This is a genomic window from Bacteroidota bacterium (assembly GCA_040388375.1).
Lineage (GTDB): Bacteria > Bacteroidota > Bacteroidia > UKL13-3 > UKL13-3 > JAAFJM01.
In genome coordinates this window covers 277,740-304,725 of record JAZKBU010000006.1, presented here as the reverse complement: position 1 = coordinate 304,725, position 26,986 = coordinate 277,740, and the positions used below count along the sequence as shown (strand labels likewise).

Genomic DNA, 26,986 nt, shown 5'->3' with positions numbered 1-26,986 from the left:
ATATAATGGATGAATTAATAAAAGAAAGTGATATAAACCAAGCACTCAAATTAGAAAAATTACATTTAAGTGTATTGGCTCCAGCCCTGATGAAATTGTTAAAGCTAGATAAAGTAAATGAAGCCTATAGTCATAATGCCGATTTAGATAGTATACAATTTACTGATAATATTTTAGCAGAATTAGGCATTGAATACGAAATCCATGCAGATGATTTAGCCAATATTCCTAAAACAGAACCATTTATTGCTGTTGCTAATCACCCTTACGGAGGCATTGATGGATTAATTCTACTATCAATACTCAACAAAGTTAGACCCGATACTAAAGTTTTAGCTAATTATTTACTACAAAATATTCCTCCTTTAAAAGACAATATTATAGCTGTAAATCCTTTTGATAGTGCTAAGAATAGCAGTATGAATATGCTTGGTTTAAAAGAAGTATTGAGTTACATAAAAACGCACCCTATTGCTATTTTTCCCGCAGGCGAAGTATCAGCCTTGCGTTTAAATACTTTAAAAGTGGCCGATAAAAAATGGGATCCAACCATAGGGCGTATTATTCAAAAAGCAGGCGTAAAGGTACTCCCTATTTATTTCAGTGGTCACAATAGTTTAGCGTTTAATTTATTGGGTTTAATAAACCCAAGCTTGCGCACGGCTAAGTTGCCTTCGGAGCTATTTAATAAAAAAGAAAAAGTAATAGTGCGTATAGGCAAACCAATTTTACCTAAATCATTAGCCGAGTTTGATAGTAGCGATGAATTACTGCGTTATGTCAGAGCCAAAACATATGCTTTAAGTTCAAGTATAGAAGTAAAAACCTATTTTAAAATTAACTTAAACAGGCTCATCAAACCACGTAAAATAATTGATGCTATTGACCAATCAGATTTGCTTAATGATATAAAAAACGTAGCGGATGATTGCGTTTATAAACATGATAATTTTGAGGTATATATTAGCAATGCTTATTCAATCCCGAATGTATTGAAAGAAATTACACGCTTGCGTGAAATAACTTTTAGAGCCGTAGGCGAGGGTACCAACCGTAGTTTCGATACCGATGAATTTGATTTGTACTACAAACATTTATTTATTTGGGATACCCAGGCAAATGCATTGGTAGGCTCTTACCGTTTAGGTTTAGGCGATGATTTATTTAAGCAATTTGGAAAAAAAGGATTTTACCTAAGTAACCTGTTTAAATTAAAGAAAACATTTAATCCAATATTGAAGCAAAGCATTGAATTAGGACGCTCTTTTATAGTACAAGAGTATCAACGTAAGCCTTTAAGTTTAATGTTACTTTGGAAAGGTATTAATGAGTTCTTAAAGCAAAACAAAGGGCGTTATAATTACATGATTGGTCCCGTAAGTATAAGTAATCAGTTTTCCAATTTATCGAAGGATTTATTAGTGGCTTATATCAGGCATAATCATTTTGATAAGCAGATGTCAAAAATGGTTAAACCACGAAAAAAATTTAAATACCAATATAAGTCAGAAGACAAAAACTTATTGTTATCAAAACATATTGACGATATAAAATTACTAGATAATTTTATTGGCGACATAGAACAAAACCAATTAAAAATACCCGTATTAGTGAAAAAATATTTAAAGCTGAATGCTAAAATTATTGCTTTTAATATAGATCCTAAATTTAATAATTCATTAGATGGTTTACTCATTTTAAATATCAATGAAATACCCGATGAAGCATTTGATATGGTAGGAAGGTAAGCATTTTGTTAGTTTAACTTTACAGCATAAATTAGTATAATTGCATTTTAAAACATACAAACAATGGAAGCAGGAATACCATCAATTGATTTAAATGATTTTTTAAGCGGAGATGCTCAACGCAAAGAAAAATTTGTGCAGGAATTAGGAAGAGCTTATGAAGAAATAGGCTTTGTGGCGCTTAAAGGACATCTTTTAGAAGAAACCACATCCAATACATTATATGAACAAGTACAAAATTTTTTCGCTTTGCCACTTGAAATTAAAGTTTCATTCGAAGACCCTGCTATTGCCGGACAACGTGGTTATGTGGGCTTTGGGAAAGAACATGCCAAAGGACGTAGTGAAGGTGATTTAAAAGAATTTTGGCATTTTGGCCAGGAGGTAGAAGGCAACGATCCCATTAGAAGCGAATATCCCGATAATATATTTGTACCACAATTACCCGTTTTTAACGAGTATGGAATCAAAGCATACAAACAATTAGAAGAAACAGGTAAACATATGCTTCGTGCTATTGCTTTATATTTAGGCTTAGATGAGCTTTATTTTGATGCTAAAATCAAAAATGGTAATTCAATCCTTCGCCCAATTCATTACCCGCCAATTACCAATGAACCCAAAAGTGCGGTAAGAGCAGCCGAACACGAAGATATAAACCTGATTACATTGCTAATGGGTGCAAGTGCAGAAGGCTTGGAAGTGCTTAACAAACAAGGTGAGTGGATTGCCATTACTGCATTACCGGAGCAATTGGTAGTGAATGTTGGCGATATGTTACAACGTTTAACCAATAATAAATTAAAATCAACTACCCACAGAGTGGTAAACCCACCACGCGATAAATGGGGTGCAAGCCGTTATAGCATACCGTTTTTCTTACATCCGCGTAGCGAAACACGTTTAGATTGTTTAGAAAGTTGTGTTACCTCTACTTACCAATTACATTATGAACCCATTTCGGCAGGCGAGTATTTAAATGAACGCTTACAAGAAATAGGATTGAAGAAATAATTACAGGTTGTGTGTATAAGTTGTGTTTTATAACAGCACTTCCACACATATTTTTGAGCCTTTACGAAAAGTATGAAATTTATAGTAAATAGTAGCACGCTTTTAAAGCACTTATCAATGATTGATGGGGTAATAGTTGCCAAACCAATTATTCCGATATTGAATAATTTTTTATTTGATATTAAAGATGGTAACCTGACCATTTCATCAACTGATTTGGAAACGACCATGACCACTAGCATAAAAGTAGATGCTAATGAAGAAATATCAGTGGCAGTTCCTTCCAAAACTACTATTGAGTTATTAAAACAATTACCTGATCAACCTTTGGCTTTTTCAATCAATATTGAAAAAGGTTCAATGGAAATAAAATATGCAACAGGTAAATTTAAGTTAACCGTTCAAAAAGGTGATGAGTTTCCTAAAAACCCAGAGGTTGATAGTGAGAAAACATTTAATATACCTAGTCGTGTTTTACAGAAAGCCATTACAAAAACTGTTTTTGCTACCAGTAACGATGAGTTAAGATTGAACTTAACAGGTGTTTATGTGCAGCTGTTCGATAAAAGTATCACTTTTGTAGCTACTGATGCAAACAGGTTAGTACGTTACACACGTACCGATGTGAAGCCGGGTGTTGAAGAAAGTTTCATTATGCCTAAAAAAGCATTGAACCTATTGAAAAACTCGTTACCGGGTGATTTGAGCGAAGTAAAAGTTAACTTTAATAAATCAAATGCTTTTTTCTCTTTTGGCGATTTTAGCTTAATCTGTCGTTTAATAGACGAAAAATACCCTGATTACAAAGCAGTAATTCCTGTTGAAAATCCTAATAGATTAACGATTGATAAAGGAGAGTTCCAATCAGCCGTAAAACGTATTTCTATTACAGCTAATAAAACTACTTACCAAATCAGATTGAAATTTGCAGGTAGTGAATTAACCATTAGTTCAGAAGATATAGACTACGAAAACGAAGGACAAGAAAAATTGCCTGCTAATTACGAAGGAGAAGATTTAGAAATAGGTTTTAACTCAAAATATTTAAGCGAAATAATCGGTTCTATGGATTCAAGTAATATGTATTTAGAAATGAGTCAACCTAACCGTGCCGGAGTTATTATTCCAACCGAAACAGAAGACGGTGAAGACTTATTAATGCTTGTAATGCCAATGATGTTGAATAATTATTAATCAACACATCTAATCATATTTAAAAGGGCTGCTAATTTTAATTAGCAGCCCTTTTTCTTTAGAAAACTTATAAGAGAAACTAAAGCGCATAAAAAAAGCTGCAAGTGCAGCTTTTTTGTATTAACCAATTAAATTTTTTAGTTTGAAACCTCTTCAGCTAACTCAGGGTCAACCAATACACGTCCGCAGTTTTCGCACACAATTATTTTCTTACGTAATTTAATGTCAGCTTGGCGTTGAGGGGGGATTCCTGCAAAGCAGCCTCCACAACTTTCACGCATAATTACAGCAACACCAATTCCGTTTTTAACACTTTTTCTAATTCTGTCGTACGAAGTAACCAAACGGTCGTCAGCAACTTTTAATGCTTTATCGCGTTCTTTGTTTAATTCAGTTTCTTCCTTTTCAGTATCAGCAATAATGCTATCAAGTTCGCTTTTCTTTGTTTTTAAATCAAGTTTACGACCTTTTAATTCTGTATCTAAAGTATCAATAGCTACTTTCTTTTGATCTAACTCGAAGTTAGCATTTTTAATGCGTTTGTCAGCAGCTTGTTGTTCTAAACCTTGAATTTCAATTTCTTTGTTTAAAGCTTCGTATTCACGGTTGTTTTTAACACCTTCTAATTGTTTTTCGTATTTTTTAGCCAATGCTTTGGCATCAACAATACGGGTTTTATTTTGGCTAACGCTTTCCTCAATACTTTTTACATCGTTTTGCAGGTTACTTAAACGTGTTTCCATACCAACAATTTCATCCTCTAAATCAGCCACCTCAATAGGTAACTCGCCACGTACAGCTTGTAATTTACTGATTTGTGAATCAATAATTTGTAACTTATACAGTGCTTTTAATTTTTGCTCTATGCTTATTTCTGTAGCCATTGACATATTTTAATAATAGTAATTTACTGGGTTAGTGTTTATTTTACTTAAAAGGAGGGCAAATGTAGGATTTTTTTTCATAATTAAATCAAACATAAGCTCTTTTGTGAATTTTTCACTTTCGTAGTGCCCAATATCAGCAATCATAAGGTTTTGCTCAGCGTCAAAAAACTCGTGGTACTTAAAATCAGCACTTATAAAAGCATCCGCCCCTTGTTGAATAGCTTGTTTCAACAAAAACTGCCCGGCACCCCCACAAAGAGCTATTTTCTTAATAGGTTTGTCAAATGGAGTAAATTTAATTACCGTTAGTTCCATTTTCTCTTTTAACATTTTCAAAAAATCAGTTGAGTTCATTTCTTCAGCCAGTTCCCCAATAAGGCCGCTACCAATACCATTAAAAGTGTTTTCAATAGGTATAATATCATAGGCTACTTCTTCGTAGGGATGGGCTTTAAGCAAAGCAGCAATAATTTCATTTTGAAGGTATATAGGTACAATGGTTTCAAATCTTACTTCCTCTTCTATATGTAATTCATTTGGTTTGCCAGCAAAAGGAGAGCTTAACTCATTACCTTTAAAGCTACCAGTACCATTGTTACTAAACCCACAATCACTGTAATTACCAATATGACCCGCCCCGGCTTTAAACAAAGCTTGTTGTACTTGTTCCGCATGGCTGGAAGGAATAAAGGTTACCAGTTTTTTAAGAATACCAGCCTTGTTTTGTAAAACACGAATATTTTGCAATCCAAGCCGTTCTGCAATTTTTCCATTTACGCCATCACTCACATTGTCTAAATTAGTGTGTACCGAATAAATGGCAATATCATTTTTGATAGCCTTAATAATCACCCTTTCCACATAGTTTTTGCCTGTAATTTTTTTCAATCCACTAAAAATAATGGGGTGGTGAGCTACAATTAAATTACAATTATTAGCGATAGCCTCATCTACAATAGATTCTGTACAATCCAAAGTGATTAAAGTACCGGTAATTGCAGCCTTTTTATCGCCCGTAATTAATCCACTATTATCATAGCTTTCTTGTAATTGAATAGGTGCATAAGCTTCAAATAATTGAATAATATCGTTAATTATCATAGAGGCAAATATATTATTGTCAGCAACAATAAAAACCCAAAACACAATCAATAATAAGCTTAAACCTTAAGGGAACCATTCGTAAAATATATTTAAATAATCTGCCATACTGACATAATTATTTTATATTCGCAGCCCAAATAAAAATAAAAATCCAGCATGAGAGGCGTAACAGCAGATATAGCACCAGAAAGTGCAACTCGAAATTTATATATAGAAACATATGGTTGTGCAATGAACTTAGCCGATAGCGAGGTAGTTGCGTCTATTATGGCCGATAAAGGATTTAAAACTACGCACGATATTCAAAAAGCTGATGTAGTATTTGTAAACACCTGTTCCATCCGAGATAATGCAGAAGCACACGTTTGGGGTCGTTTACGCGAAATAAAACACCAAAAGAAAACAAACCCGGGAATGATTGTAGGTGTTTTAGGCTGTATGGCCGAACGCTTAAAAAACGATTTATTAGAAAAAGAGCAAATAATAGACATTGTTGTGGGGCCCGATGCCTACCGCGATATTCCACGATTAATAGAACAAGTAGAAGATGGGCAAAAAGCAATGAATGTGCTTTTAAGCCGTGAAGAAACCTATGCAGAAATAGTTCCGGTACGTTTAAGCAGTAATGGCGTTTCCGCTTACATAAGCATAATGAGGGGTTGCGATAATATGTGCTCATTCTGTGTGGTTCCTTTTACAAGAGGCAGAGAAAGAAGTAGAGAGCCAGAATCAATTATAGCAGAAGCCAAAGAACTATATGCGCAAGGCTATAAAGAAGTAACACTATTAGGACAAAATGTTGATTCCTATAAAATAAAAGACGAAGAAGGAAATCTTACTTTCACCTTTGCACAATTATTAGAGCAAGTTGCCTTAATCGGTAAAGATTTACGTGTTCGTTTTACCTCATCACATCCTAAAGATATTACGGACGAAGTATTATACACCATTAAAAAGTACGACAATATTTGTAACTATATTCATTATCCTATGCAGTCAGGTAATACACGCGTATTAAAACTGATGAATAGAACGTACGACAGAGAATGGTTTAAAATACGTTTAGAAAAAATAAGAGAAGTATTACCCGACTGTGGTGTTTCTACAGATGTAATTGCAGGTTTTTGTACAGAAACAGAAGAGGAGCATCAAGATACTTTGAGTTTATTTGAATATGGACAATTTGATTTTGCTTTTATGTATCAATACAGCGAACGTTCAGGTACTTTAGCCGCACGCAGATATGCTGACGATATTCCTGCAGATGTAAAAGCCAGACGTTTGAGTGAAATTATAGCCTTGCAACATAAAGTAAGTATAGAAAAAAATACCAGAGAAATAGGAACCATTCATACCGTATTAATTGAAGGAGAATCAAAAAAATCGGAAAACGATTTTAAAGGACGCAATGACCAGAACAAAGTAGTTATTTTTCCAAGAGAGCATTACCAAAAAGGCCAATATGTAAAAGTACTGATTGAGCGTGTTACCATTACCAGTTTAATTGGGAAAATAGTAGAAGAAGTAAAATTTAACTAACCTATATTTTTATAAGGATGAATTTTTTCGAAGAAAATAATAAACACACAAGTGCTGGTATTTTGCTTGAAAAATTCAATTTGTATTACCGCAATTTAAACCCTGAAGCAAAAAAGAAATTTGTAAGCAGGGTTTTTAAAATTGACAGAGAAATAAAAGTTTTAGGAAGAGGGATAGAGGTAACAGATGATATGCGTTATATACTATTATCATACATAGCCCAGCTCACATTTGGTTTAAAAGGTTTTTTTTTAACAGGATACGAATATATTTATGTTTATCCCGAAGCATTTACCTTACGCGACAGCAATAACATAAACGAAGGAGTTACTTATACCAATAAAATAATTGCTGTTTCATGGAAGAAGTTCTCAGAGGGACATTTATTAGCCAATGATGGGGAGAATATTTTCTTTTACCAGTTAGGAATGGCATTGGTGCAAACAGTAAATAATGGCGTTTATTTCGACCAGCATTTTGGAAGTTATATTGATACCTGGTACGAAATTTATTTAACAGAAAGTAAGTTAAATCCCAACACCAATAAATACGTGGGAACAAGTCAGGAGTTTGATTATATATTTTCAAGATTGTTAGAAGCATTTTTTGAAAAACCACTCGAATTAAAACAAGCTTTTCCTAACTCATTTGCACACTTATGTTTATTGTTAAATCAAAATCCGTTAAATGCACACAATGATTATTTGTTTGAAAATAGCTTTTTTAAAGATGATAATTTAACTACCCCATTACCAAAACAAGTAAAAAAAATATATAAATATAACAGGACCCATTGGTCCTATAAATTACCCATTTTTACCTTTGCAATGGGGTTCTTTTTTTATTTACATTTATTAGAAAAAGTAGTAATTAATATTTCAGAAGCAGTCATTATTGTTTTTGTTTTAAGCGTTGCTACGATAGGTTTGACCTATAGGTTTATCAAACCTAAAATGATTTATCATAACATATTTGAATATTGGTTAATCTGTTTATTTGGTTTTGTACCCATAGGGTTTTTCTCCCTTATTGTATTGAGTTTATATATCAACTTTAACCCTCAAACTACCTACCATGCTATCGACCAAATTGAAATAAATGAAACCTATAATAGAAAAAGAGGAACTACTATTAAATCATTTACGTTTTATTTTAAAGATAAATTTTTAAACGATTACCCATACGCCAGAACAATAGATATTAGAGACAATAACGGTTATCAAAACATAATATCTCCTTCAACAATGAAACTTACCATTAGCAAAGGGATTGCAGGTTTTGACATTATACAAAATAAAGAAGTAATTATAGATGAACATACAGGATATTAAACAACGATTTGAAATTATAGGCAATTCACAATTGCTCAATTATGCTTTGCAAACAGCCATAAAAGTAGCGCCAACGGATATAACTGTGCTTATAAATGGAGAGAGTGGAGTTGGTAAAGAAGCATTTTCTAAAATCATACATTCATTAAGTACTAGGAAACATGGCCCTTTTATAGCAGTTAACTGTGGCGCAATTCCTGAGGGAACCATAGATTCAGAATTGTTCGGGCATGAAAAAGGGTCATTTACAGGAGCCTTAGATACACGTAAAGGATATTTTGAAACGGTAAGCGGTGGAACTATTTTTTTGGATGAAGTAGGAGAGTTGCCATTAGAAACCCAATCGCGTTTATTACGTATTTTGGAGAGTGGAGAATTTTTAAAAGTAGGTTCGTCTAAAACGCAAAAAACAGATGTACGTGTAATAGCAGCAACCAACAGAGATTTACTTGACTATTCAGCACAAGGTAAGTTTAGAGAAGATTTATATTATCGTCTTTCCACTGTTCCTATCAGAGTGCCATCATTGCGTGAACGTAAAGAAGATATTCATTTACTTTTTAGAAAATTTAGTGCAGACTTTGCTGAAAAGTATAAATCGAAACCGGTTATGTTAGATGCTGAAGCACAAAATATTTTAGCCAATTTTAGATGGCCCGGTAATATTCGTCAACTTAAAAATGTAGCAGAACAACTTTCAGTACTTGATGAAGATAAAAACGTAAATGCTTACGAATTATCGCAAGTATTGCCAGCAGAACGTGCAGGTTTACCAGCTTTAATGAGCAATGTAGCTGATGCCAACCAAATGAGTGAGCGAGACATATTTTATAAAGTACTTTTTGAATTACGCAAAGATTTAAGCGATTTAAAAGGTGTTGTTTTTGAGATGATGAACGGAGGAGGTGTTAATCCCTCATCAGTTGATTTTGCGATGAAAACAAACGATAATATAAACAACGTTTATAATACCGGCATGTATCAAAATATGAATAATTCATCTGGACAAAATAATCAAGGTAATATACATCCTCAAAATTTTAACAATTCAAATATTATTGAAATTCCAGTTACCCATAATCCGGAGCCTGAAAGTTTATCAATAGAACAAAAAGAAATTGAACTGATAAAAAAAGCATTAGAAAAGTATAGAGGACGCAGAAAGAAAGCGGCCAATGAATTGGGTATTTCAGAAAGAACCTTATACAGAAAAATTAAACAATACGATTTAGAAGATTAGTTATGAAAAGAATAATAGCATTAAGCTCCATTTGTATTATGTTGTTAATGGCATGTGGAGCGCCTAAGGGTTTAACAGAAGTAAAATCGCCATTTAGCGGAAGTAGTTATGAAGGCAATAATAGATACTTTAGAGCTACGGCCAGTGGTGAGAGTACCGATATGGAAACAGCTAAAAGCAAAGCCATGTTAACGGCTAAACAAAAACTGGCATCGTTTGTACAAACACAAATAAAACAAGTAGCCGAAAACTATAGTGGCGAACGCCAGGCCGAAAATAACATAGCCGAGTTTAATGCCAGGTTTCAACAACTAACCAGAGAAGTGTTAAATCAAGTTTTAGTAGAAATAAATGTTATAGGCGACAAAACATACAAAAATGAGAAAGGAAATTTCGTAAATTATGTTGCTTTAGAGGCTAGAAAAAAAGATGTTTACAATAAGCTTAAAGAAATTGCGCTGCAACGCCAATCGTTAAATGAAAAAGATAAGCAACTTGTTCAACAGATGATAGATAAAGCTATTCAGGATTCTGAGAATGGTAATTAAACCGAAACATTTTTTAAACTAATTATTTATTACTTAATTGCTAGGGTGTTCAGTTCGTTTTTGCCTATTCGCCTTACATTGTTGTGTTGCATAATGTTTGTATGCCTGTTTGCCGGAGCACAAAAACCAATTTTAAAAGCACATTATACCTATAAATCAAATTCGCAAAATCAAGCCACTCCCCATTTAAATTTACCCTCATTTTATAATGATTCCGCAGCTTTAATAGCAGGCGTTAATCAAATACTTCTGCAGTATGCACGGCAATCCTATTTACTGGCCAATTGCACTTATACATTTGTTACCAACGATTCCGTTGAAATAAATATAGAATCAAATAATTCCTTCAGGTGGTTAAAAATTAACAATACCAAAGGCGATAATTATTTATTAAGCGCGGCCGGTTTTGATTTGCAACAATTTAATAAAACAGTTTTCAATCCTGTTGCATACGCACAAAAAGTCGAGAAAGCACTACAGTGGCTAAGCAATAATGCATTTCCCTTTGCTACCTTTTCCTTAGATTCAGTTGAGATAGACAGTAATTTTGTAAGTGCCAATTTATTGTTTAACAAAGGTCCTCAAATTGTTTTTGATTCCATAAGAGTATTGGGCAATGCTAAAATAAAGCCCAAATTTTTAGCCAACTATACCAATATAAAAGTAGGTGCTGCTTATAATGAAAATATAATAAAACGAACAGATGCAAGATTGGCAGAGTTGCCTTATGTGAACCTTAATCAATCGTCAGTAGTGTATTTTTATGGAAATAAGGCAAAACTTATTACCTATTTAACAAACAAAAAATCGAGCAGCTTTGATGGTATCATTGGTTTTGCTCCCAATAGCAGCCAATCAAATAAAATTATTATTACAGGTGATATAAATTTAAAGCTACAAAATATTGCAGGTAGCGGAAAATCATTAGATGTAAACTATAGAAGCTTTTTAGGAACCGCTCAGGAATTAAAAATTAAGTTTAACTACCCATATCTGTTTAATACAAAAGTAGCGCTTGATTATGGCCTAAATTTATTGTTGTACGATACCGCCTTTTTTGATTTACAAAACGATTTAGCCTTTCAATACCGGTTTATTGGTACCAATTATTTAAAATTATTTTATTCAACACAGAGCACAACATTAATTACTATTGATACCAATTATATCAAGAGTAATAAAGCACTACCATCAACAAACGATGTACGAAAAGATTTGTATGGAATAGGCTTGAAAATAACAAAGATTAATTATTTACCCAATCCAACCAAAGGTTATAGCTTTGATGTAGATTTTGCATTAGGCACAAAAAATATCATAAGAAATCCTACCATAAATGCCATTCAGTTGGATAATGGTTCAGGATTTAAGTACAATATCTATGACTCCATCAATTTACAATTTTTGCAATATCGAATTACCTGTAAAGCGGAAAATTATGTACAACTATATAAAAGTATTGTTTTAAAAACAGAGGCAAATATTGCATGGTTACAAACGCAAAATTTATTTCTGAACGAACTTTTCCGCATTGGTGGATTAAAAACACTTCGTGGCTTCGATGAACAAAGTATATTTGCCAATAAATACCTAATTGCGAATACAGAATTGCGATACATTTTAGATAAGAACTCTAATGTATTCGTTTTTTATAATCAGGCCTGGTATCAGAACGAAGCCGTCAAACCATTTAGAGTTGATAATCCATTTGGTTTTGGTGCAGGTTTGGTTTTTGAAAGTGGGGCAGGTGTGTTTACTTTAGTTTATGCTATGGGAAAACAATTTGATAATCCAATTGAGTACAATAAGGCCAAAATACATTTTGGTTATATTAACTATTTTTAAATAATGAATTTAATCAAAGGAATATATACTATCCTGCTTTTATACATTACTTGTAATATGCAGGCACAGCAATTACCTGTTGCGCCTAAAATAGATTCAGTAAGTAATGTACAAGTAACAGATAGCTTAATTAACAATAAGTTTTCGTTGCTTGATTCATTAGCAAATAATGCTATTTGTAATAGTATTTTTAATCCAACTGTAAAGCTAAAGAGTGCTATTCCTATACAAGTGGTTATGGAGTTAAACAACACTCGTGATCTGCCTTTTCTGAAACAAATTAAACCGGCAATAGTCATTAACAATGAATGGAAAATTTGGTATTTATTATTGCTATTGCTCTATTTAGCATTAGTGCGTTTAAGTAATCCCCGTAATTTTGAACAAGCTATAGTTTCCGTATTTGATTTATCATTTCTGAGCAGTATTAACCAATGGAAAGATGGTAAATTTACCTGGACATCATTCCACCTATTTCTTATTTACATATTAAGTTTTTCTTATATTTTAGCTCAGTTTTTTGCCTATAATCAGCTGCTCAATCAATTTAATTATTTAGTACTGTCACTAATTATAGCAGGAGTTATATTATTGGTTTATATCATTAAGTTTATTGTTCATTTTATCGTAGGCTATTTACTTGATGATACAAACTCATCATTGAAAATGATTATTAATACCGTTCAGATAGCCAACTTCTCCAGTTTAATTTTATTGCTGTTTGCTATTTTTTACACTTTTATAAACAATTCCGATTTTGTGCAGGCAATATTTTTTACTATAGTTGGTATTTTTTTTACAGGAATTCTCTACAGGTTAATACGTTACTTTATTAATCAAGTTACGAAAAGCACATTGCCATTTTTTTACATATTTATATATCTTTGCGCCTTAGAAATTAGTCCTTGGCTCATTTTTATAAAAATTTTAAATAACTATTTAAGTTGAAAAATACCAAAGTTAAAAGTTTATTGGTTTGTCAGCCCAAGCCCGAAACCGAAAAATCACCTTATTTTGATTTAGCTAAAAAATATAGCTTGAAAGTTGATTTCAGGCCATTTATTGAGGTTCATCCATTAAGCTCAAAAGAGTTTAGAGCTCAAAAAGTTAATATACTTGAATATACGGCCATTATATTGAACTCACGTAATTCTGTTGATCATTTCTTTAGAATGTGTGCAGAGTTAAAATTAGAAATGCCTATTGATATGAAGTATTTTTGTGTAAACGAAAGTATCGCTAACTATTTATCGAAATATATTCAGGTTCGTAAACGAAAAGTGTTTGTTGGAAAAGGCACCGAGGTAGAGTTATTCCCGTTATTTAAAAACCATCCCAAAGAAAAGTATTTATTTGCTTGCAGCGATTGGAGAAAGCAGGATATAGAGAAGTTTATGAAAAAAAGTAAATATACTTTTAAAGAAGCTTATTTCTATCGCATTGCCTCTGCTAATTTACAAGACCTGAGCGATGTTAATTATGACATCATCGCATTCTTTAGTCCTGCAGATATACGCTCACTGTATGAAAATTTCTCTGATTTTAAACAAAACAAAACAGTAATTGCCGCTTGGGGAGCAACAACTATTAAAGCAATTAAGGACGAAAAACTAACAGCTAATATTCAAGCTCCAACACCAGAAACTCCTTCTATGGTTGCAGCTATTGATAAATTTATAATAGAAATAAATAAGGAAAAATAAAATATTTACACTTCAAAATTCGGATAAAATGCCTTGAAACTTTTTCGTTTTCAAGGCATTTTGTTTTTTATGTACTTTTTTATACCATCAATAATTATATTTCGTTAATGAATATAAAGAACCCTATTTGTATTTTTAATTTAATTGTTTATTATTGAAAATTATAAATATAAACAAGTACTAACAGTTGATGAAAATAAAATTTACTATATTACTTTTAATTATAAGTTTAACCTCTATTAAACTTCAAGCACAACAAGATCCTCAGTTTACTCAATTTATGAATAATAAGTTGTTTTATAATCCGGGTTTTGCAGGTTCAACGCCAGAAAAAATTTGTGCCAATGCAACCTATAGAACGCAATGGGTTGGGTACGGTGGAGGAACAGCGTTTACACCAGATGCAAATTCTGGAAATGTTAAACCGGTAGGGCAAGGTAATGCGCCAACGACATTAAATTTTGGCATACATGCCAATTTAGGTAGAGTAGGTTTAGGTTTGAATGTTTGGAACGATGAGTTAGGTTTTTCTCGCACGTTAGCTCCAACTTTGAGTGTAGCATATATTCATCCGTTTGATAATGGTTCTAAACTAGCAGGTGGTTTGGGAATTGGTTTTGTGCAAAAAGGATTAGATGGTTCTAAATTAGTGGCCATTGACCCGAATGACCCATTGATTCCTACTTCTAATGTAAGTGGTATTGGTGTTAATTTCGATTTAGGTCTTTACTATACAATGCCTCAGTTAAGCATATTCAACGATTTTTATTTTGGTTTGTCATCATTACATCTTAATACACCAACTGCAACTTGGTCATGGGGTAACCAAAGCAAAACAGCTAGTCAAGATAGACACTATTATGCTATGACAGGAGCTAATTACGATTTAGGTTCTTCAAATATTGTTTTAAATCCAAATATTTTATACAAAACAGATGGAACTAAAAGCAGTGCAGACGTAAATGTAATGGCTACTTATAATCAAACATTGATGGGAGGCTTATCATATAGAACACCGCAAGAGTTCTCTATTTTATTAGGCTATAATTTCCCTTTCGGTTTAATGGCCTGCTATAGTTACGATTTAATTACAAGTGACATTATCAGTTACAGTCAAGGTTCTCATGAAATAGGATTGAGGTATTGCTTCGGTTTTAAAACAAGTGTAAAGCAACCACCAGTAATATTTCCAATTAAAACACCAAGAATTTTATAATTTTATATAATAATTAGCAGAGAACCACGTTAATTGATAATAAAATGTGGAAAATTTGCTTTTTACCTAATAAAATATAATTTTGCCTTTCGACATTTATTAATTTTTTGCAAGAAAATGAAAAAAATAAATTTAATATTACTAACAATTGTTGCCATTGCATTGGTAGGGTGTGGCTTCGATGATAAAGGAGAGCTGGTTGGCGTTCAAGGACGCAGATCGTGGTCTCATATTCAACCATTCGGTACTATTTATGTACCAACCGGTTCAATACATATTGGAGCAACTGAGCAAGATGTTCCAATGGCAATGCTTGCACCAAATAAACAAATTTCGGTATCAGCTTTCTATATGGATGAAACAGAAATAACAAATAACGAATACCGCCAGTTCGTTGCTACTGTTGTTGATTCAATCATGAGAGTAAAATTAGAATTTACACAAGAAGTTGATGATGGATTTGGTAATACATACCAAGCACTTGACTACTCTAAACCAATAGATAAGAATACAGATGTTAGTGCTTTGCAGGATATGTTTTACAATGAAACAGAGAGCTATTACAGACAAAAACAGTTAGATATTCGTAAAATTGAATATAAATATACTTATGTTGACTTAAAAGCTGCTGCACAGTTAAAACGTCAAGATGCTTATAAACGCTCTAAGCGCGATTTTATGAAAGAAAAGGTAGTTAAAATTTATCCTGATACCTTAGTATTTATTAGAGATTTCACTTATTCTTATAATGAGCCTTTAGCTCAAGTATACTTTTGGCATCCGAAATATGATGATTATCCTGTAGTTGGTGTTAGCTGGCATCAAGCTCGCGCATTCTGTTATTGGAGAACAAATCATTTAAACTCATATTATAATGATGTTGAAGAACCTACAGTTACTGAATTCAGATTGCCTACAGAGTATGAGTGGGAATACGCTGCCCGTGGTGGTAGAGATCAAAATCATTACCCTTGGGGAAATTACTATGTTAGAAATGCTAAAGGTTGTTCTTTAGCTAACTACAAACCAGGTCGTGGCGAGTATGTTTCTGACGGTGGACATTACCCAATTAGAGTAAATTCATACTTCCCTAACGATTTCGGATTGTATGATATGAGTGGAAATGTTGCAGAATGGACAAGTACTGCATATGAAACCAATACCAATTTATTCTCGCACGATAATAATCCTGACTATCAATTTGAGGTTCCTGAGGATGATCCGGATAACGCAGAGACTTTAAAACGTAAAGTAATTCGTGGCGGTTCTTGGAAAGATGTAGCATACTATTTACAGTGTGGTACCAGAACTTATGAATACCAAGACAGCTGTAATTCATATACTGGTTTCCGTTGTGTAATGAGTTACATTGGTCGCTCGAATAAAGATAAAAAATAAACTAAATAAATAATCATTAACCTAAAACAAAATTAAAATTAAAAACATGGCTAACAGTTTCTTAGAAAGTAAAGGATTTAAGTCGTTCATGGGAAAGGCTTACGGTATTGGAGCAGCAGTTGTAATCGTAGGAGCATTATTTAAGATTACGCACTGGAAGGGTGCTGATGAGATGCTTATCGTGGGATTATTAACTGAAGCAGGTATTTTCTTAGTTTCAGCGTTTGAGAAGCCTCATCAAGAACCAGATTGGACTTTGGTTTACCCTGAGTTAGCGGGTTTAGACCCTAAAGATAATAAAAAAGCTCCTAAATCAGGCGCTGGTGTTACTCAACAATTAGATAAAATGTTGGAAGACGCTAAAATTGGTCCGGATTTAATTAATAGTTTAGGAACTGGTTTCCGTGCATTAAATGATAACGTATCAGGATTAAAAGATTTATCAAGTGCTGCTGCTGCAACTGAGTCTTATAGCAAAAATGTTAAACAAGCAGCTGAGTCATTAACAGGAATCAATACTTCATATTCTAAAGCTGTTGAAGCTATGAATGGTTTAGTTTCTGCTTCAGAAGGTTCTAAAGAGTATGGTGCTCAAATAGAAAGAATGACTAAAAATTTAGCGTCTTTAAATTCAGTATATGAATTAGAGATTACTGAATCAAACAATCATTTAAAATCAATTAATGAATTCGTTGGTGGTTTATCAAAAACTGTAAACACATTAAACGATACAAACAAACAAGCTGAAACTTTCAAAGTTGAAATGGAAAAATTGTCTAAAAACTTATCATCATTGAATAATGTTTATGGCAATATGTTATCAGCTATGAGCGTTAAAGGATAATCTCCTTAACTCTTGTAAGTAATTGTACTAAAATAATTTATTAATCGTTTTAAAATAAAATTAGATAAGAAATGGCAGGAGGAAATGTATCCCCAAGGCAGAAGATGATTAACATGATGTACTTGGTGTTAACAGCACTATTGGCACTGAATGTATCAGCCGAAATATTAAAAGCGTTCCACTTAGTTGAAGTAAGTATGGAAAAGGCTGGAGTTAATATTGAAAGTAAAAATAAATCAATATTAGCTTCAATTGATAAATATGTTAGCAATAATAAGGCAGACGAAAAAGGTTTAACAGCTCAAACTAATGCAAAAAAAGTTGATAAAATAGCAACTGATGCCATTAAATACGTATCAGACCTGAAGAATTTATTAATAACGAATGCTGGTGGACGTAAAGAAGGAAAACCTGATGGCGAAATTGTAGATGCCCCAAATATGGAAAAGCATGCTAACTATTTAATCGTTCAAAAAAAGGGAGAAGAGTTAAGAAATAAAATTAACGAGTGGAGAACTAAAATGTTAGAAGTTCTGCCTCCAGAGCAAAGAAGTAATGTAAAAAGTGATTTAATTACAGAAACTCCTAAAAACTCATCTCATACATGGGAATCTGAGTTATTTGAACATTCTCCTCTTGCAGCAGTGGCTACATTACTGACTAAAATTGAGAATGATATTAAAAATACAGAAGCTCAAGTTTTGGATGAGTTAAATAAAGGCTTGACAGTTACTGATTTTATAGTTGATAATTTTACTGCAGAGGTAATACCCGAAAATGGAACATATATTTCCCAAGGCGGTAAATATGTTGCAAAAATATTTTTGGCAGCTAATAGTTCTCGCCAATCTTTTGAATTAACAGTAAACGGTACCCCTGTTAAAGTAGAAAATGGTGTGGGTATGTATGAAACAACTGCATCTGGTGAAGGGGAGAAAAAATATACAGCAGTAATTACCCAAAGAAAATTAAATGGTGAGATTAAGACGTATGAAAATAAAACAAGCTATACAGTTGTAAAACCTTTAGCGGTGGTATCTGCAACTAAAATGAATGTTGTGTATCGTGGTCTTGAAAACCCCATTTCGGTTTCAGTACCAGGTTATTCAGCTTCTGAGTTAAACGTTACTTCTAGTTTTGGTACGCTTTCAAAAGATGCTCAACCGGGAACATTTAAATTAATTATCCCTGGTAGTGATATTTCTACTAGAGAATTAACAATTAGTGTTTCTGTAAAAACACCTGATGGCGTTAGAAAAATGGGTGAGCAAAAATATCGCTTAAAAAATGTTCCTCGCCCTACTTTAACTTTGGGTGGAATTGAAGTGTCTGGTTCTACTTCACCTGGTCAGGTTAAGTCGGCATCATACATTGGAACACCGTTAAAAGATTTCGTATTTGAAGGTGTTAGTTACAAACCGATCAGTTACCAATTGATTTACTCTCCAAAATCTGGAGCACCTCAATTTGAGTCTGGAAGTGGTTCAGTAATTTCTCCAAGAATGAGAAGTGTTTTACAAAACGTAAAAACTGGTGATAAAATTATTGTTACTGGTGTAAAAGCAATGGGACCTCAAGGTGCAGTTCCTATTCCATCGGCACTAGTTGTTGAAGTTAGATAGTTATGAAAAAAATAAGCATTATATTAATCGTTTTAGTAGCTGCTTTAAATGGTTACTCACAAGGTGTTTACGATGATTTTATTTATAATCGTCAAGCCGTGAAAGAAAGAAAAGTAGTGCCTTGGCCTTACTTAAGAGAAGCTGATGTAATGAGTTCTAAACGCATTACACGCATGGTTGATGTTCGTGAAAAACAAAATCAGGTAATGGCTTGGCCTAAAAACCCTTTAAGCGTTGTGTTTTATAATGCTGTTAAAACCGGTAAATTAACTCCTTATAGAAATGATTCTTTGACAAGTTCAATGTCAATTGAAGAGTTTTTACTTTTGGGTTCAGATACTGAGTTTGTTGAAGTAGCTATTAATCCGGAAGCACCAGAGGATGGTACTAAAATTGACACAGTTGTAAATAAATTTGATCCTGCAGAAGGATTGAAGAAATTTAAAATAACTGAAGATTGGATTTTTGATAAAAAGCATAGCACCTATTATGTAAGAATAATTGCTATTGCTCCAATGTACAAGTTGAAAAAAGCAGGTGTTGATTTAGGTGAACAAGAACTTTGTGTGTTAAGATATCATTCTAAAGATTTAGAAAAAGAAAGTGATGTAAGACATCAACTAATAAATTTTGAAGTATTTAACCGACAAAATGATGCAGCTAGGATTACTTATGAAGATTGGTTTGAAGCTAGAATGTTCTCTAGTTATATAATCAAACAATCTAACGAACAAGATAAGTATATTCGTGAAAGAGATGAGTTTAAAGACAATGGTGTTGCAGCTATTTTGGAAGGAGAAAAAATAAAGCAAGATTTATTTGAAAAAGAACACGATATGTGGGAGTATTAATAAAATACAATCCTATAGAATTGAAAAGGGAGATTGCAAACAGCAATCTCCCTTTTTATTTGTAAAGAGTTTAAAGATGATTGTTTTCGGTTAATTCTATTGGTTACTACAATCGTAAAAGGATAGTTGAAGTGAATACAAAGAACGCTAGCAGTTGGAATGTGTAAGTTGGAATGTATTATTTATGGCTGGGTTTTAAAACGAAACAGCCCCGAAGTTAGTTACTTCGAGGCTGTTAAAATTTATTGCTAGATAAGGGCTTATTTTATTTTAAAAGCTTTTTTGATTTTATCAACCATATCTAACTTCTCCCAAGTAAATAACTCTACTTTGAATTTAGTCATTTTTCCATCAGGACCTTTGAATTCTTTAGTTACTATTTCGTTTTTACGTCCCATGTGTCCATAAGCAGCTGTTTCGCTATAGATAGGGTTACGTAATTTTAAACGGGTTTCTATACCGTATGGAGTCATATCAAATAATTTCTCAACGGCTTTAGCAATTTCGCCATCAGTCATTTTTAATTTCGATGTACCGTAAGTATTAATGTAAATACCCATTGGGTCTTTAACACCAATTGCATAAGAAACTTGAACTAATACTTCTGAACAAACACCAGCAGCAACTAAGTTTTTAGCTATGTGGCGAGTTGCATAAGCAGCAGAACGATCTACTTTTGAAGGATCTTTACCTGAAAATGCTCCTCCTCCATGTGCACCTTTACCACCGTATGTATCAACAATGATTTTACGTCCGGTTAAACCAGTATCACCATGCGGGCCACCGATAACAAACTTACCTGTTGGGTTGATATGGTATTGGATTTTGTCATTGAATAAATGAGCAAATTTTTTGTATTTGGTTTTAACTCTAGGAATTAAAATTTTAATAATATCTTCTTTTATTTTAGCCAACATTTTAGCTTCCGGGCCAAAATCATCATGCTGAGTAGACAATACGATAGCATCAATACGTACAGGCTCATTATTGTCATTATACTCTAAAGTAACTTGACTTTTTGCATCAGGACGTAAATATTTTATTGCTTTATTTTCTCTGCGTAAAGCAGCTAATTCAATTAGTATTTTATGAGCTAAATCTAAAGCTAATGGCATATAGTCATCAGTTTCGTTTGTAGCATATCCAAACATCATTCCTTGGTCACCTGCACCTTGGTCTTGTTTCTTTTTTCTATCAACACCTTGGTTTATATCAGCTGATTGTTCGTGTATAGCTGAAAGAATACCGCAAGAGTTAGCCTCAAACATATATTCTGATTTGGTATATCCAATTTTACGAATTACACCACGTGCAATTTCTTGAACATCTAAATAAGATTTTGATTTTACTTCACCTGCTAATACTACTTGACCTGTTGTTACAAGAGTTTCACAAGCAACTTTAGATTCAGGATCGAATGCTAAAAAATTATCGATTAGCGCGTCAGATATTTGATCGGCTACTTTGTCTGGATGTCCTTCTGATACGGACTCTGATGTGAATAGATATGCCATTTTTAATAATTAATTTTTTGTAATAGCTGCAATAATAAGTTTTTACATTGAGCTTATACCACTTGATTTACATTAGTTTTAGAACTTTTTGTAGGGCCTTAATTTTAAGCTAATTATAAATTTTTCAATTTTTAAACAATTATATAGTAGGATTTTAAGTTGATGCGTAGTTTTAAAAGGTTAAGTTAAGTTTAAAGTTAGTAGTAATTTTAATAGTATAATTGTAAGCAATATGCGAAAATTAGAAGTTGTTATGAGCCCGGCTTTATTGCCTTATTATAAGGTTGCGGGTAAGTCGGTTGTAGTTATAGATATTTTAAGGGCAACAAGTAGTATGTGTGTGGCTTTTAAAAATGGAGTTGAAAAAATTTTACCGGTAAGTAGCCCGGAAGAGTGTAGAATTTTCAAAGATTTTGATTTTGTTATAGCTGCCGAAAAAGATGCCATTAAGGTAGATGGATTTGATTTAGGTAATTCGCCATTTGATTTTGATAATTATTTATTGGATGGAAAAAGTGTTGCAATGGCTACAACAAATGGCACTAAAGCATTAAAATACGCTCAGGAACATGGAGCAAAAAATATTGTTATAGGTTCGTTTTTAAACTTAACGCAGGTATGTAATTGGATTAAGTCAGTTGATGAGGATATTATTTTGCTATGTGCCGGTTGGAAGGATAAAGTTAATTTGGAGGATACATTATTTGCGGGAGCCATTTGTGATAATTTACAACATGACTTAACGATAGATTGTGACAGTGCATTAAGCGCTAAATTACTTTACCAAGCGAATAAGGATAATTTAGAGGATTTGGTACGCATGTCTTCACATGCCAAACGTTTTCAATTATTGCATTTGCAAACGGACGATATAAAATATTGTTTGCAAATTGATTTTGCCCCCGTATTACCAATTTTGAAAGGTGTGTATTTAGTGAATAACGCGAAATAGGAGTAATTTATTTGACTAATTATTGGGTAAAATTTTTGTCACTGAACCAATTGCAGTATTTTTAGTACTTATAATTATATATTGCAGTTGGATTGAAGAAATTTACATTTATATTATTTTTAACTTTAGCCATTAAATTATCATACGCCACCCATATTGTTGGTGGTGGGTTTGATGTACAGTGGGTTGGAGGGAATAATTTCTTAATTAGTCTTCGTGTATTACGTGACTGCAGGAACAGTACAACTGATTTTAATAAACCCAATATAAGAATAGGTTTATATAACAAAAACAACGATGTACTCAAGCAGTATTATATCTTAAATTTTATTGGTAAAAAGAATTTAGCTTTTGTAAAACCTGAATGTGGTGGTGCTACTATTGAGTGTACTGAAGAAGGACTTTATACTGCAACTGTTACTATGAGTCCAACTGAATTTAACAATGAAGCGGGTTATTATTTAAGTTGGGAACGCTGTTGTAGAAATCATATTATTTCAAATATTAATGTTCCCGGTGATGCGAGTACTGCCTTTTATGCCGAAATTCCCAAAGCAGGTATACGTAACTCGACTCCTAAGTACACTAACAATCCGGTAACATTATTATGTTCAAGTTATCCGTTTAGTTATAATTTTGATTTTACCGATGCTAACTCGGATAGTTTAATTTATACTTTGGTTGATCCATTAAATGGAAATTTAACACCAGGTAACCCAAATTCAGATCAAGAAACTCCTTTTAATTCAGAGGGGCCATATAGTACTATTGATTGGTTACCCGGTTTTTCGGCTACTACTGCCATTTCGGGTACTCCTGCGTTATCAATAAATAGAAAGACAGGAGAAATATCGGTTACGCCTAATCAGGTTGGCACTTTTGTAGCCGCTATTAAAGTGGAAGAATATAGAAATGGGGTAAAAATAGGAGAAGTGAGATTGGAGCTTCAGTTTAATGTTATTTTATGTGCACCTAATCCGGCTCCATTGGTTATAGCAACTGATACAATAGATACGGTTACTTCGCGAACTGTTTTTGATGTGGAGGTTCCTAATAATATTTGTTTTGATATTAAATCAAGCGATGATGACTCTTTGTATATGACGGTAGCTTCACCTTATTTTTCTTCTAGTATTATTAGCCAGCCAACAGTTAAAAAAAGTATTAATGGTTATAAGAGTATTGTAAATAGATTTTGTTGGCAAACAAGTTGCGAATTGAATAATACAAAGACGGTAAGTTTTTTTATTGAAGTAAAGGATAATGGATGTCCTATTCCTCAAACGGTAAAAAAAGAAATAGTAATAAGAATAACACCAATGCGCATTACGCCTCCACCTAATTTTACCTGTTTAGGGCTTTTAAATAATGTAACACAATTAAACTGGACTGATACGAATACCAAAACCTATAATTTGCTTAAAAGCTATAGAATTTACAGGGGAGTTCATGATTCAGGATATCAGTTGATAGGAGAGGTTGGTAAAATATCCACACAGTTTATTGATAACAATACACCTAATAATAGAAGCATAGATTACACTTATAAAATAAAAAGTGTTAATTTATGTGATTCGGAAGGTGTGGCAACTCCTTTAGTTAGTACTATTAACAGTATTCCTAAAATATTACCAAATGACAGTTTACAAGCTGCTGCTGTTTCTGATACTATTGAGTTTGACGTTAATAAACATAAATGCATTTCTTTGAAAGCAAAGGATGTTGGTGATTCTATTGTGATGAGGATTAGCTCACCTCTTTATGCCAGAAAAGACGTTGGGGCTTACCCTTCGGTTGATACGTTGGTTTATGGTTTTGATAGTATTGACAATCAATTTTGTTATACGCCAACTTGTGAGGCTGGTAAATTGGGTTATATACCTTTTGATATTAGTGTTACTAATTTGAGTTGTCCGATTGGTAATATTGGAACTAAAAGAATCTGGATAAAGCTGGTTGGTATGCCCCCGGTTGTAGCACCTTCTTTGTTATGTATGACATTGAGTAAAAACAATGAAACCACAGTATATTATGGCGATACTTCACCAGCAGAAAACTTTAGTTATTTCGTAGTTTACAGGGGTATTGATTTTGCGAATTATGCAGTAATAGATACGATAGCTAAACAAGCAGTTCGTTATTTCGTTGATAAGAATTCGCCAAATAACAAAACAGTTAATTATTGTTATTTTATAGTAGGAGTAAATAAGTGTGGTTTAATTGGTCAAAGCAGTGATACCATGTCAACCTTTAGTGAAATTGAGTATATACCACAACTACAAAGATTGTTCACCGTGACGGTTGATACATCAGAAAATATCAGGATTAGCTGGAGACCAAGTAAGGAAAAAGATTTTGCTAAATACTTTTTATATAAATCGACTGATAATGCCAAGAGCTTTGTTGCAATAGATACTTTAGAAGAAGTAACGGATACTTTTTATGTTGACCAAAATGTAGATGTAAACAAGCAATCATACTGTTACCATTTGGTGATGTATGATACCTGCGATAATATTGGCCCTAAAGGTAAAGTGGCTTGTTCTATATTGTTACAAGGTAAATCTTCTTATTTAAAACATAATCTTGACTGGAACGAATATACGGGCTGGGTAGGTGGTGTAGAAAATTATCAAATAAACAGGCAATTCTTATCGTCAACATTTGAATCATTGATTAAGATTAATCCTCATTCGTATTCCGATAAGGATTTTAATTATGATGAAGGTGCTTATAATTACTATATAGTTGCCAAAGAAAGTATTGCAGACGGTACTGATGAAATGTTGGCCCAAAGCCGTTCGAATGAAATATTTTTATTTCAACAACCCAACGTATATGCACCCAATGCCTTTTCAATGAATGGAGATGGGTTGAATGATGCATTTGGTGTTTCTTATTCGTTTGTGAAAACATATCATTTAAAAATATACAATAGATGGGGGCAGCTTGTTTTTGAATCAGAGAATAAAAAACAATTTTGGGATGGTAAGTTAGATGGTTTACCCGCACAGGCTGATGTGTATTTTTATAGCATTGATTATACTAGTTATGATGATATTAGTTACTCTAAAAAGGGTAATGTATCGCTACTTAGATAATAGCACGCATTAATTTATTATTATTAGTTGAATTACTTTTGCTAAAAGTTTTATCTTGCCGGCCATGATTCGCATTTTCTACAAACAAGGCGATAAAATTGTAAAAGATAACGATGTAAAGCGTTTAGATTCTCTCACAAATATAATGTGGGTAGATATGCAAGCACCTACTACGGAAGAAGAAGAGTGGATTGAAAGTAAAACAAGTATTAGTATTCAAACTCCGCAAGAAATAGCGGAGATTGAAAGCAGCTCGCGTTATTTTGAACGTAACAATGAGATTACGGCTAATAGCAATTTTTTACGTTTAGAAAATGGTCAGTATGAAAAGCATGCGGTTTCTTTTATTATAAAGGAAAGTGTTTTGTATACTTTCAGGCAGGCTGATTTATCAACTTTTGCTGATGTAGTGCGGAAGATGAAGGCTAACAGCGAAAATTTTAATTCGGGCTTTGATGTGTTGATGAGTTTGCAGGAAACCCGTATTGATTTAGAAGCTGATTTAATTGAACGCGTATCGAATGAAATAACGGTTTTTAGTCGTACCTTGAGTACAGATAGAGACCCCAATAGTGAATTTTTATTGGACATTACAGAGTTGCAGGAAAATACGATGATGTTACGTGAGAGCATGATTGATAAGCAACGTGTATTGTCGAATTTACTAAAAAGCAGTTTGTTTCCAGAGGATAGAAAAGTTCGTTTACGTATCATCTTAAAAGATATTCAATCGCTGGTTGAATACAGTACGTTTAACTTTGAACGATTGGAATACTTACAAAATACTTTAACGGGTTTAATTAACTTAGAACAAAATAAGGTGTTAAAGCGATTTACGGTTTTCTCTATAGCATTTTTACCCCCCACATTGATAGCAGGTATTTTCGGAATGAATTTTAACATAATTCCGGGTGCTAATGAACCATTGGGTTTTGCAGTTTGTATTGGATTAATGGTACTTTCTTCGCTGGCGGTATTGTTCAGTTTTAAAAGAAGAGGCTGGATATAGGTATCAATTATTAATCGTCCAACTGGGTATGTATTTATACCAAAAGAAAAAAAATTACTTTATATCATTTTCATTTTTATATTTGCACTACTTATCCAGAAAGACGGAGGGAATAGGCCCTATGATGTCTTGGCAAAAACTATTTAGTAGCGGAGTGCCAATACCTATCTCACACAGAGAGAACTGATAAGTGAATGAATGCGTTGGTACACAATGTTAGCGCTCAAACACAAAATCAGATACAAGTTTACTGGAAAAGTCAATAGCTAATAGACCATAGTCCATGGCTTTTGAATGTATTAACCTATGGTCAATCGACTATGGAC

The 26,986-nt window shown here is 33.1% G+C and carries 21 protein-coding genes and 1 riboswitch; of the genes, 18 read left to right on the top strand and 3 right to left on the bottom strand.

Translation table 11 applies throughout. The features are described 5' to 3' along the window. Positions 1-5: 5 nt before the first annotated feature. From V4538_11145 to dnaN, 3 genes are all read left to right on the top strand, one after another. Positions 6-1,748, top strand: a complete 1,743-nt coding sequence (locus V4538_11145) for a GNAT family N-acyltransferase (protein ID MES2381589.1) — start codon at positions 6-8, stop codon at positions 1,746-1,748. Positions 1,749-1,811: 63 nt separating this feature from the next. After that, entirely contained in the window at positions 1,812-2,762 is a 951-nt protein-coding gene (locus V4538_11140; GenBank protein ID MES2381588.1) for a 2-oxoglutarate and iron-dependent oxygenase domain-containing protein, read from the top strand. A gap of 72 nt (positions 2,763-2,834) precedes the next feature. Beyond that, a complete protein-coding gene (dnaN, locus tag V4538_11135; protein ID MES2381587.1) occupies positions 2,835-3,956 on the top strand; it encodes a DNA polymerase III subunit beta in 1,122 nt (373 codons plus the stop codon). Between the two features lie 137 nt (positions 3,957-4,093). On the opposite strand, the gene V4538_11130 is transcribed toward dnaN, so the two are convergent. Both V4538_11130 and V4538_11125 read right to left on the bottom strand, forming a co-directional pair. Then, a complete protein-coding gene (locus V4538_11130) occupies positions 4,094-4,840 on the bottom strand; it encodes a C4-type zinc ribbon domain-containing protein (GenBank protein ID MES2381586.1) in 747 nt (248 codons plus the stop codon). 9 nt (positions 4,841-4,849) lie between these two features. Next, positions 4,850-5,944 (bottom strand): Nif3-like dinuclear metal center hexameric protein, encoded by a 1,095-nt coding sequence (locus V4538_11125; GenBank protein MES2381585.1) that lies wholly within the window; start codon positions 5,942-5,944, stop codon positions 4,850-4,852. Between the two features lie 159 nt (positions 5,945-6,103). Between V4538_11125 and miaB the strand changes: the two genes are divergently transcribed. From miaB to gldN, 12 genes are all read left to right on the top strand, one after another. Continuing rightward, positions 6,104-7,486, top strand: coding sequence for a tRNA (N6-isopentenyl adenosine(37)-C2)-methylthiotransferase MiaB (gene miaB / locus V4538_11120; GenBank protein MES2381584.1), 1,383 nt, complete (start codon positions 6,104-6,106; stop codon positions 7,484-7,486). Between the two features lie 17 nt (positions 7,487-7,503). Beyond that, the gene (locus tag V4538_11115) at positions 7,504-8,817 is read left to right on the top strand and encodes a zinc-dependent peptidase (GenBank protein ID MES2381583.1); all 1,314 of its coding nucleotides are present in this window, start codon (positions 7,504-7,506) and stop codon (positions 8,815-8,817) included. Then, positions 8,798-10,057: a sigma-54 dependent transcriptional regulator gene (locus V4538_11110; GenBank protein ID MES2381582.1), complete on the top strand. Its 1,260-nt coding sequence runs from the start codon at positions 8,798-8,800 to the stop codon at positions 10,055-10,057. The genes V4538_11115 and V4538_11110 overlap by 20 nt, the downstream gene beginning before the upstream one ends. 2 nt (positions 10,058-10,059) lie before the next feature. Then, complete coding sequence (locus tag V4538_11105; protein ID MES2381581.1) at positions 10,060-10,605, top strand: hypothetical protein; 546 nt, start codon at positions 10,060-10,062, stop codon at positions 10,603-10,605. 93 nt (positions 10,606-10,698) lie between these two features. After that, positions 10,699-12,450, top strand: coding sequence for a hypothetical protein (locus V4538_11100; protein ID MES2381580.1), 1,752 nt, complete (start codon positions 10,699-10,701; stop codon positions 12,448-12,450). Positions 12,451-12,453: 3 nt separating this feature from the next. Further along, the gene (locus V4538_11095; GenBank protein MES2381579.1) at positions 12,454-13,398 is read left to right on the top strand and encodes a DUF4271 domain-containing protein; all 945 of its coding nucleotides are present in this window, start codon (positions 12,454-12,456) and stop codon (positions 13,396-13,398) included. After that, entirely contained in the window at positions 13,395-14,153 is a 759-nt protein-coding gene (locus tag V4538_11090) for a uroporphyrinogen-III synthase (protein MES2381578.1), read from the top strand. The genes V4538_11095 and V4538_11090 overlap by 4 nt, the downstream gene beginning before the upstream one ends. A gap of 190 nt (positions 14,154-14,343) precedes the next feature. Beyond that, the gene (locus V4538_11085) at positions 14,344-15,369 is read left to right on the top strand and encodes a type IX secretion system membrane protein PorP/SprF (protein ID MES2381577.1); all 1,026 of its coding nucleotides are present in this window, start codon (positions 14,344-14,346) and stop codon (positions 15,367-15,369) included. A gap of 162 nt (positions 15,370-15,531) precedes the next feature. Next, on the top strand, positions 15,532-16,767 hold the full coding sequence (locus V4538_11080) for an SUMF1/EgtB/PvdO family nonheme iron enzyme (protein ID MES2381576.1): 1,236 nt from the start codon (positions 15,532-15,534) through the stop codon (positions 16,765-16,767). Between the two features lie 46 nt (positions 16,768-16,813). After that, on the top strand, positions 16,814-17,611 hold the full coding sequence (gene gldL, locus V4538_11075) for a gliding motility protein GldL (GenBank protein MES2381575.1): 798 nt from the start codon (positions 16,814-16,816) through the stop codon (positions 17,609-17,611). Positions 17,612-17,682: 71 nt separating this feature from the next. Further along, a complete protein-coding gene (gldM, locus tag V4538_11070; GenBank protein MES2381574.1) occupies positions 17,683-19,233 on the top strand; it encodes a gliding motility protein GldM in 1,551 nt (516 codons plus the stop codon). Between the two features lie 2 nt (positions 19,234-19,235). After that, the gene (gene gldN / locus V4538_11065) at positions 19,236-20,084 is read left to right on the top strand and encodes a gliding motility protein GldN (GenBank protein ID MES2381573.1); all 849 of its coding nucleotides are present in this window, start codon (positions 19,236-19,238) and stop codon (positions 20,082-20,084) included. Between the two features lie 260 nt (positions 20,085-20,344). Here the strand turns inward: gldN and metK are convergent, their stop codons facing one another. Next, positions 20,345-21,598, bottom strand: coding sequence for a methionine adenosyltransferase (gene metK, locus V4538_11060; GenBank protein MES2381572.1), 1,254 nt, complete (start codon positions 21,596-21,598; stop codon positions 20,345-20,347). 232 nt (positions 21,599-21,830) lie between these two features. On the opposite strand from metK, the gene V4538_11055 reads away from it, so the two are divergent. The 3 genes from V4538_11055 (at position 21,831) to V4538_11045 (ending at position 26,660) form a co-directional block, all read left to right on the top strand. Beyond that, positions 21,831-22,550 carry a 2-phosphosulfolactate phosphatase gene (locus V4538_11055; GenBank protein ID MES2381571.1) on the top strand — a complete coding sequence of 240 codons (720 nt, stop codon included), beginning with the start codon at positions 21,831-21,833 and terminating at the stop codon, positions 22,548-22,550. A gap of 92 nt (positions 22,551-22,642) precedes the next feature. Continuing rightward, positions 22,643-25,651, top strand: a complete 3,009-nt coding sequence (locus V4538_11050) for a gliding motility-associated C-terminal domain-containing protein (GenBank protein ID MES2381570.1) — start codon at positions 22,643-22,645, stop codon at positions 25,649-25,651. Positions 25,652-25,715: 64 nt separating this feature from the next. After that, positions 25,716-26,660 (top strand): CorA family divalent cation transporter, encoded by a 945-nt coding sequence (locus V4538_11045; GenBank protein MES2381569.1) that lies wholly within the window; start codon positions 25,716-25,718, stop codon positions 26,658-26,660. Between the two features lie 88 nt (positions 26,661-26,748). Beyond that, positions 26,749-26,853: riboswitch (SAM riboswitch) on the top strand. The last annotated feature ends 133 nt before the right edge of the window (positions 26,854-26,986 follow it).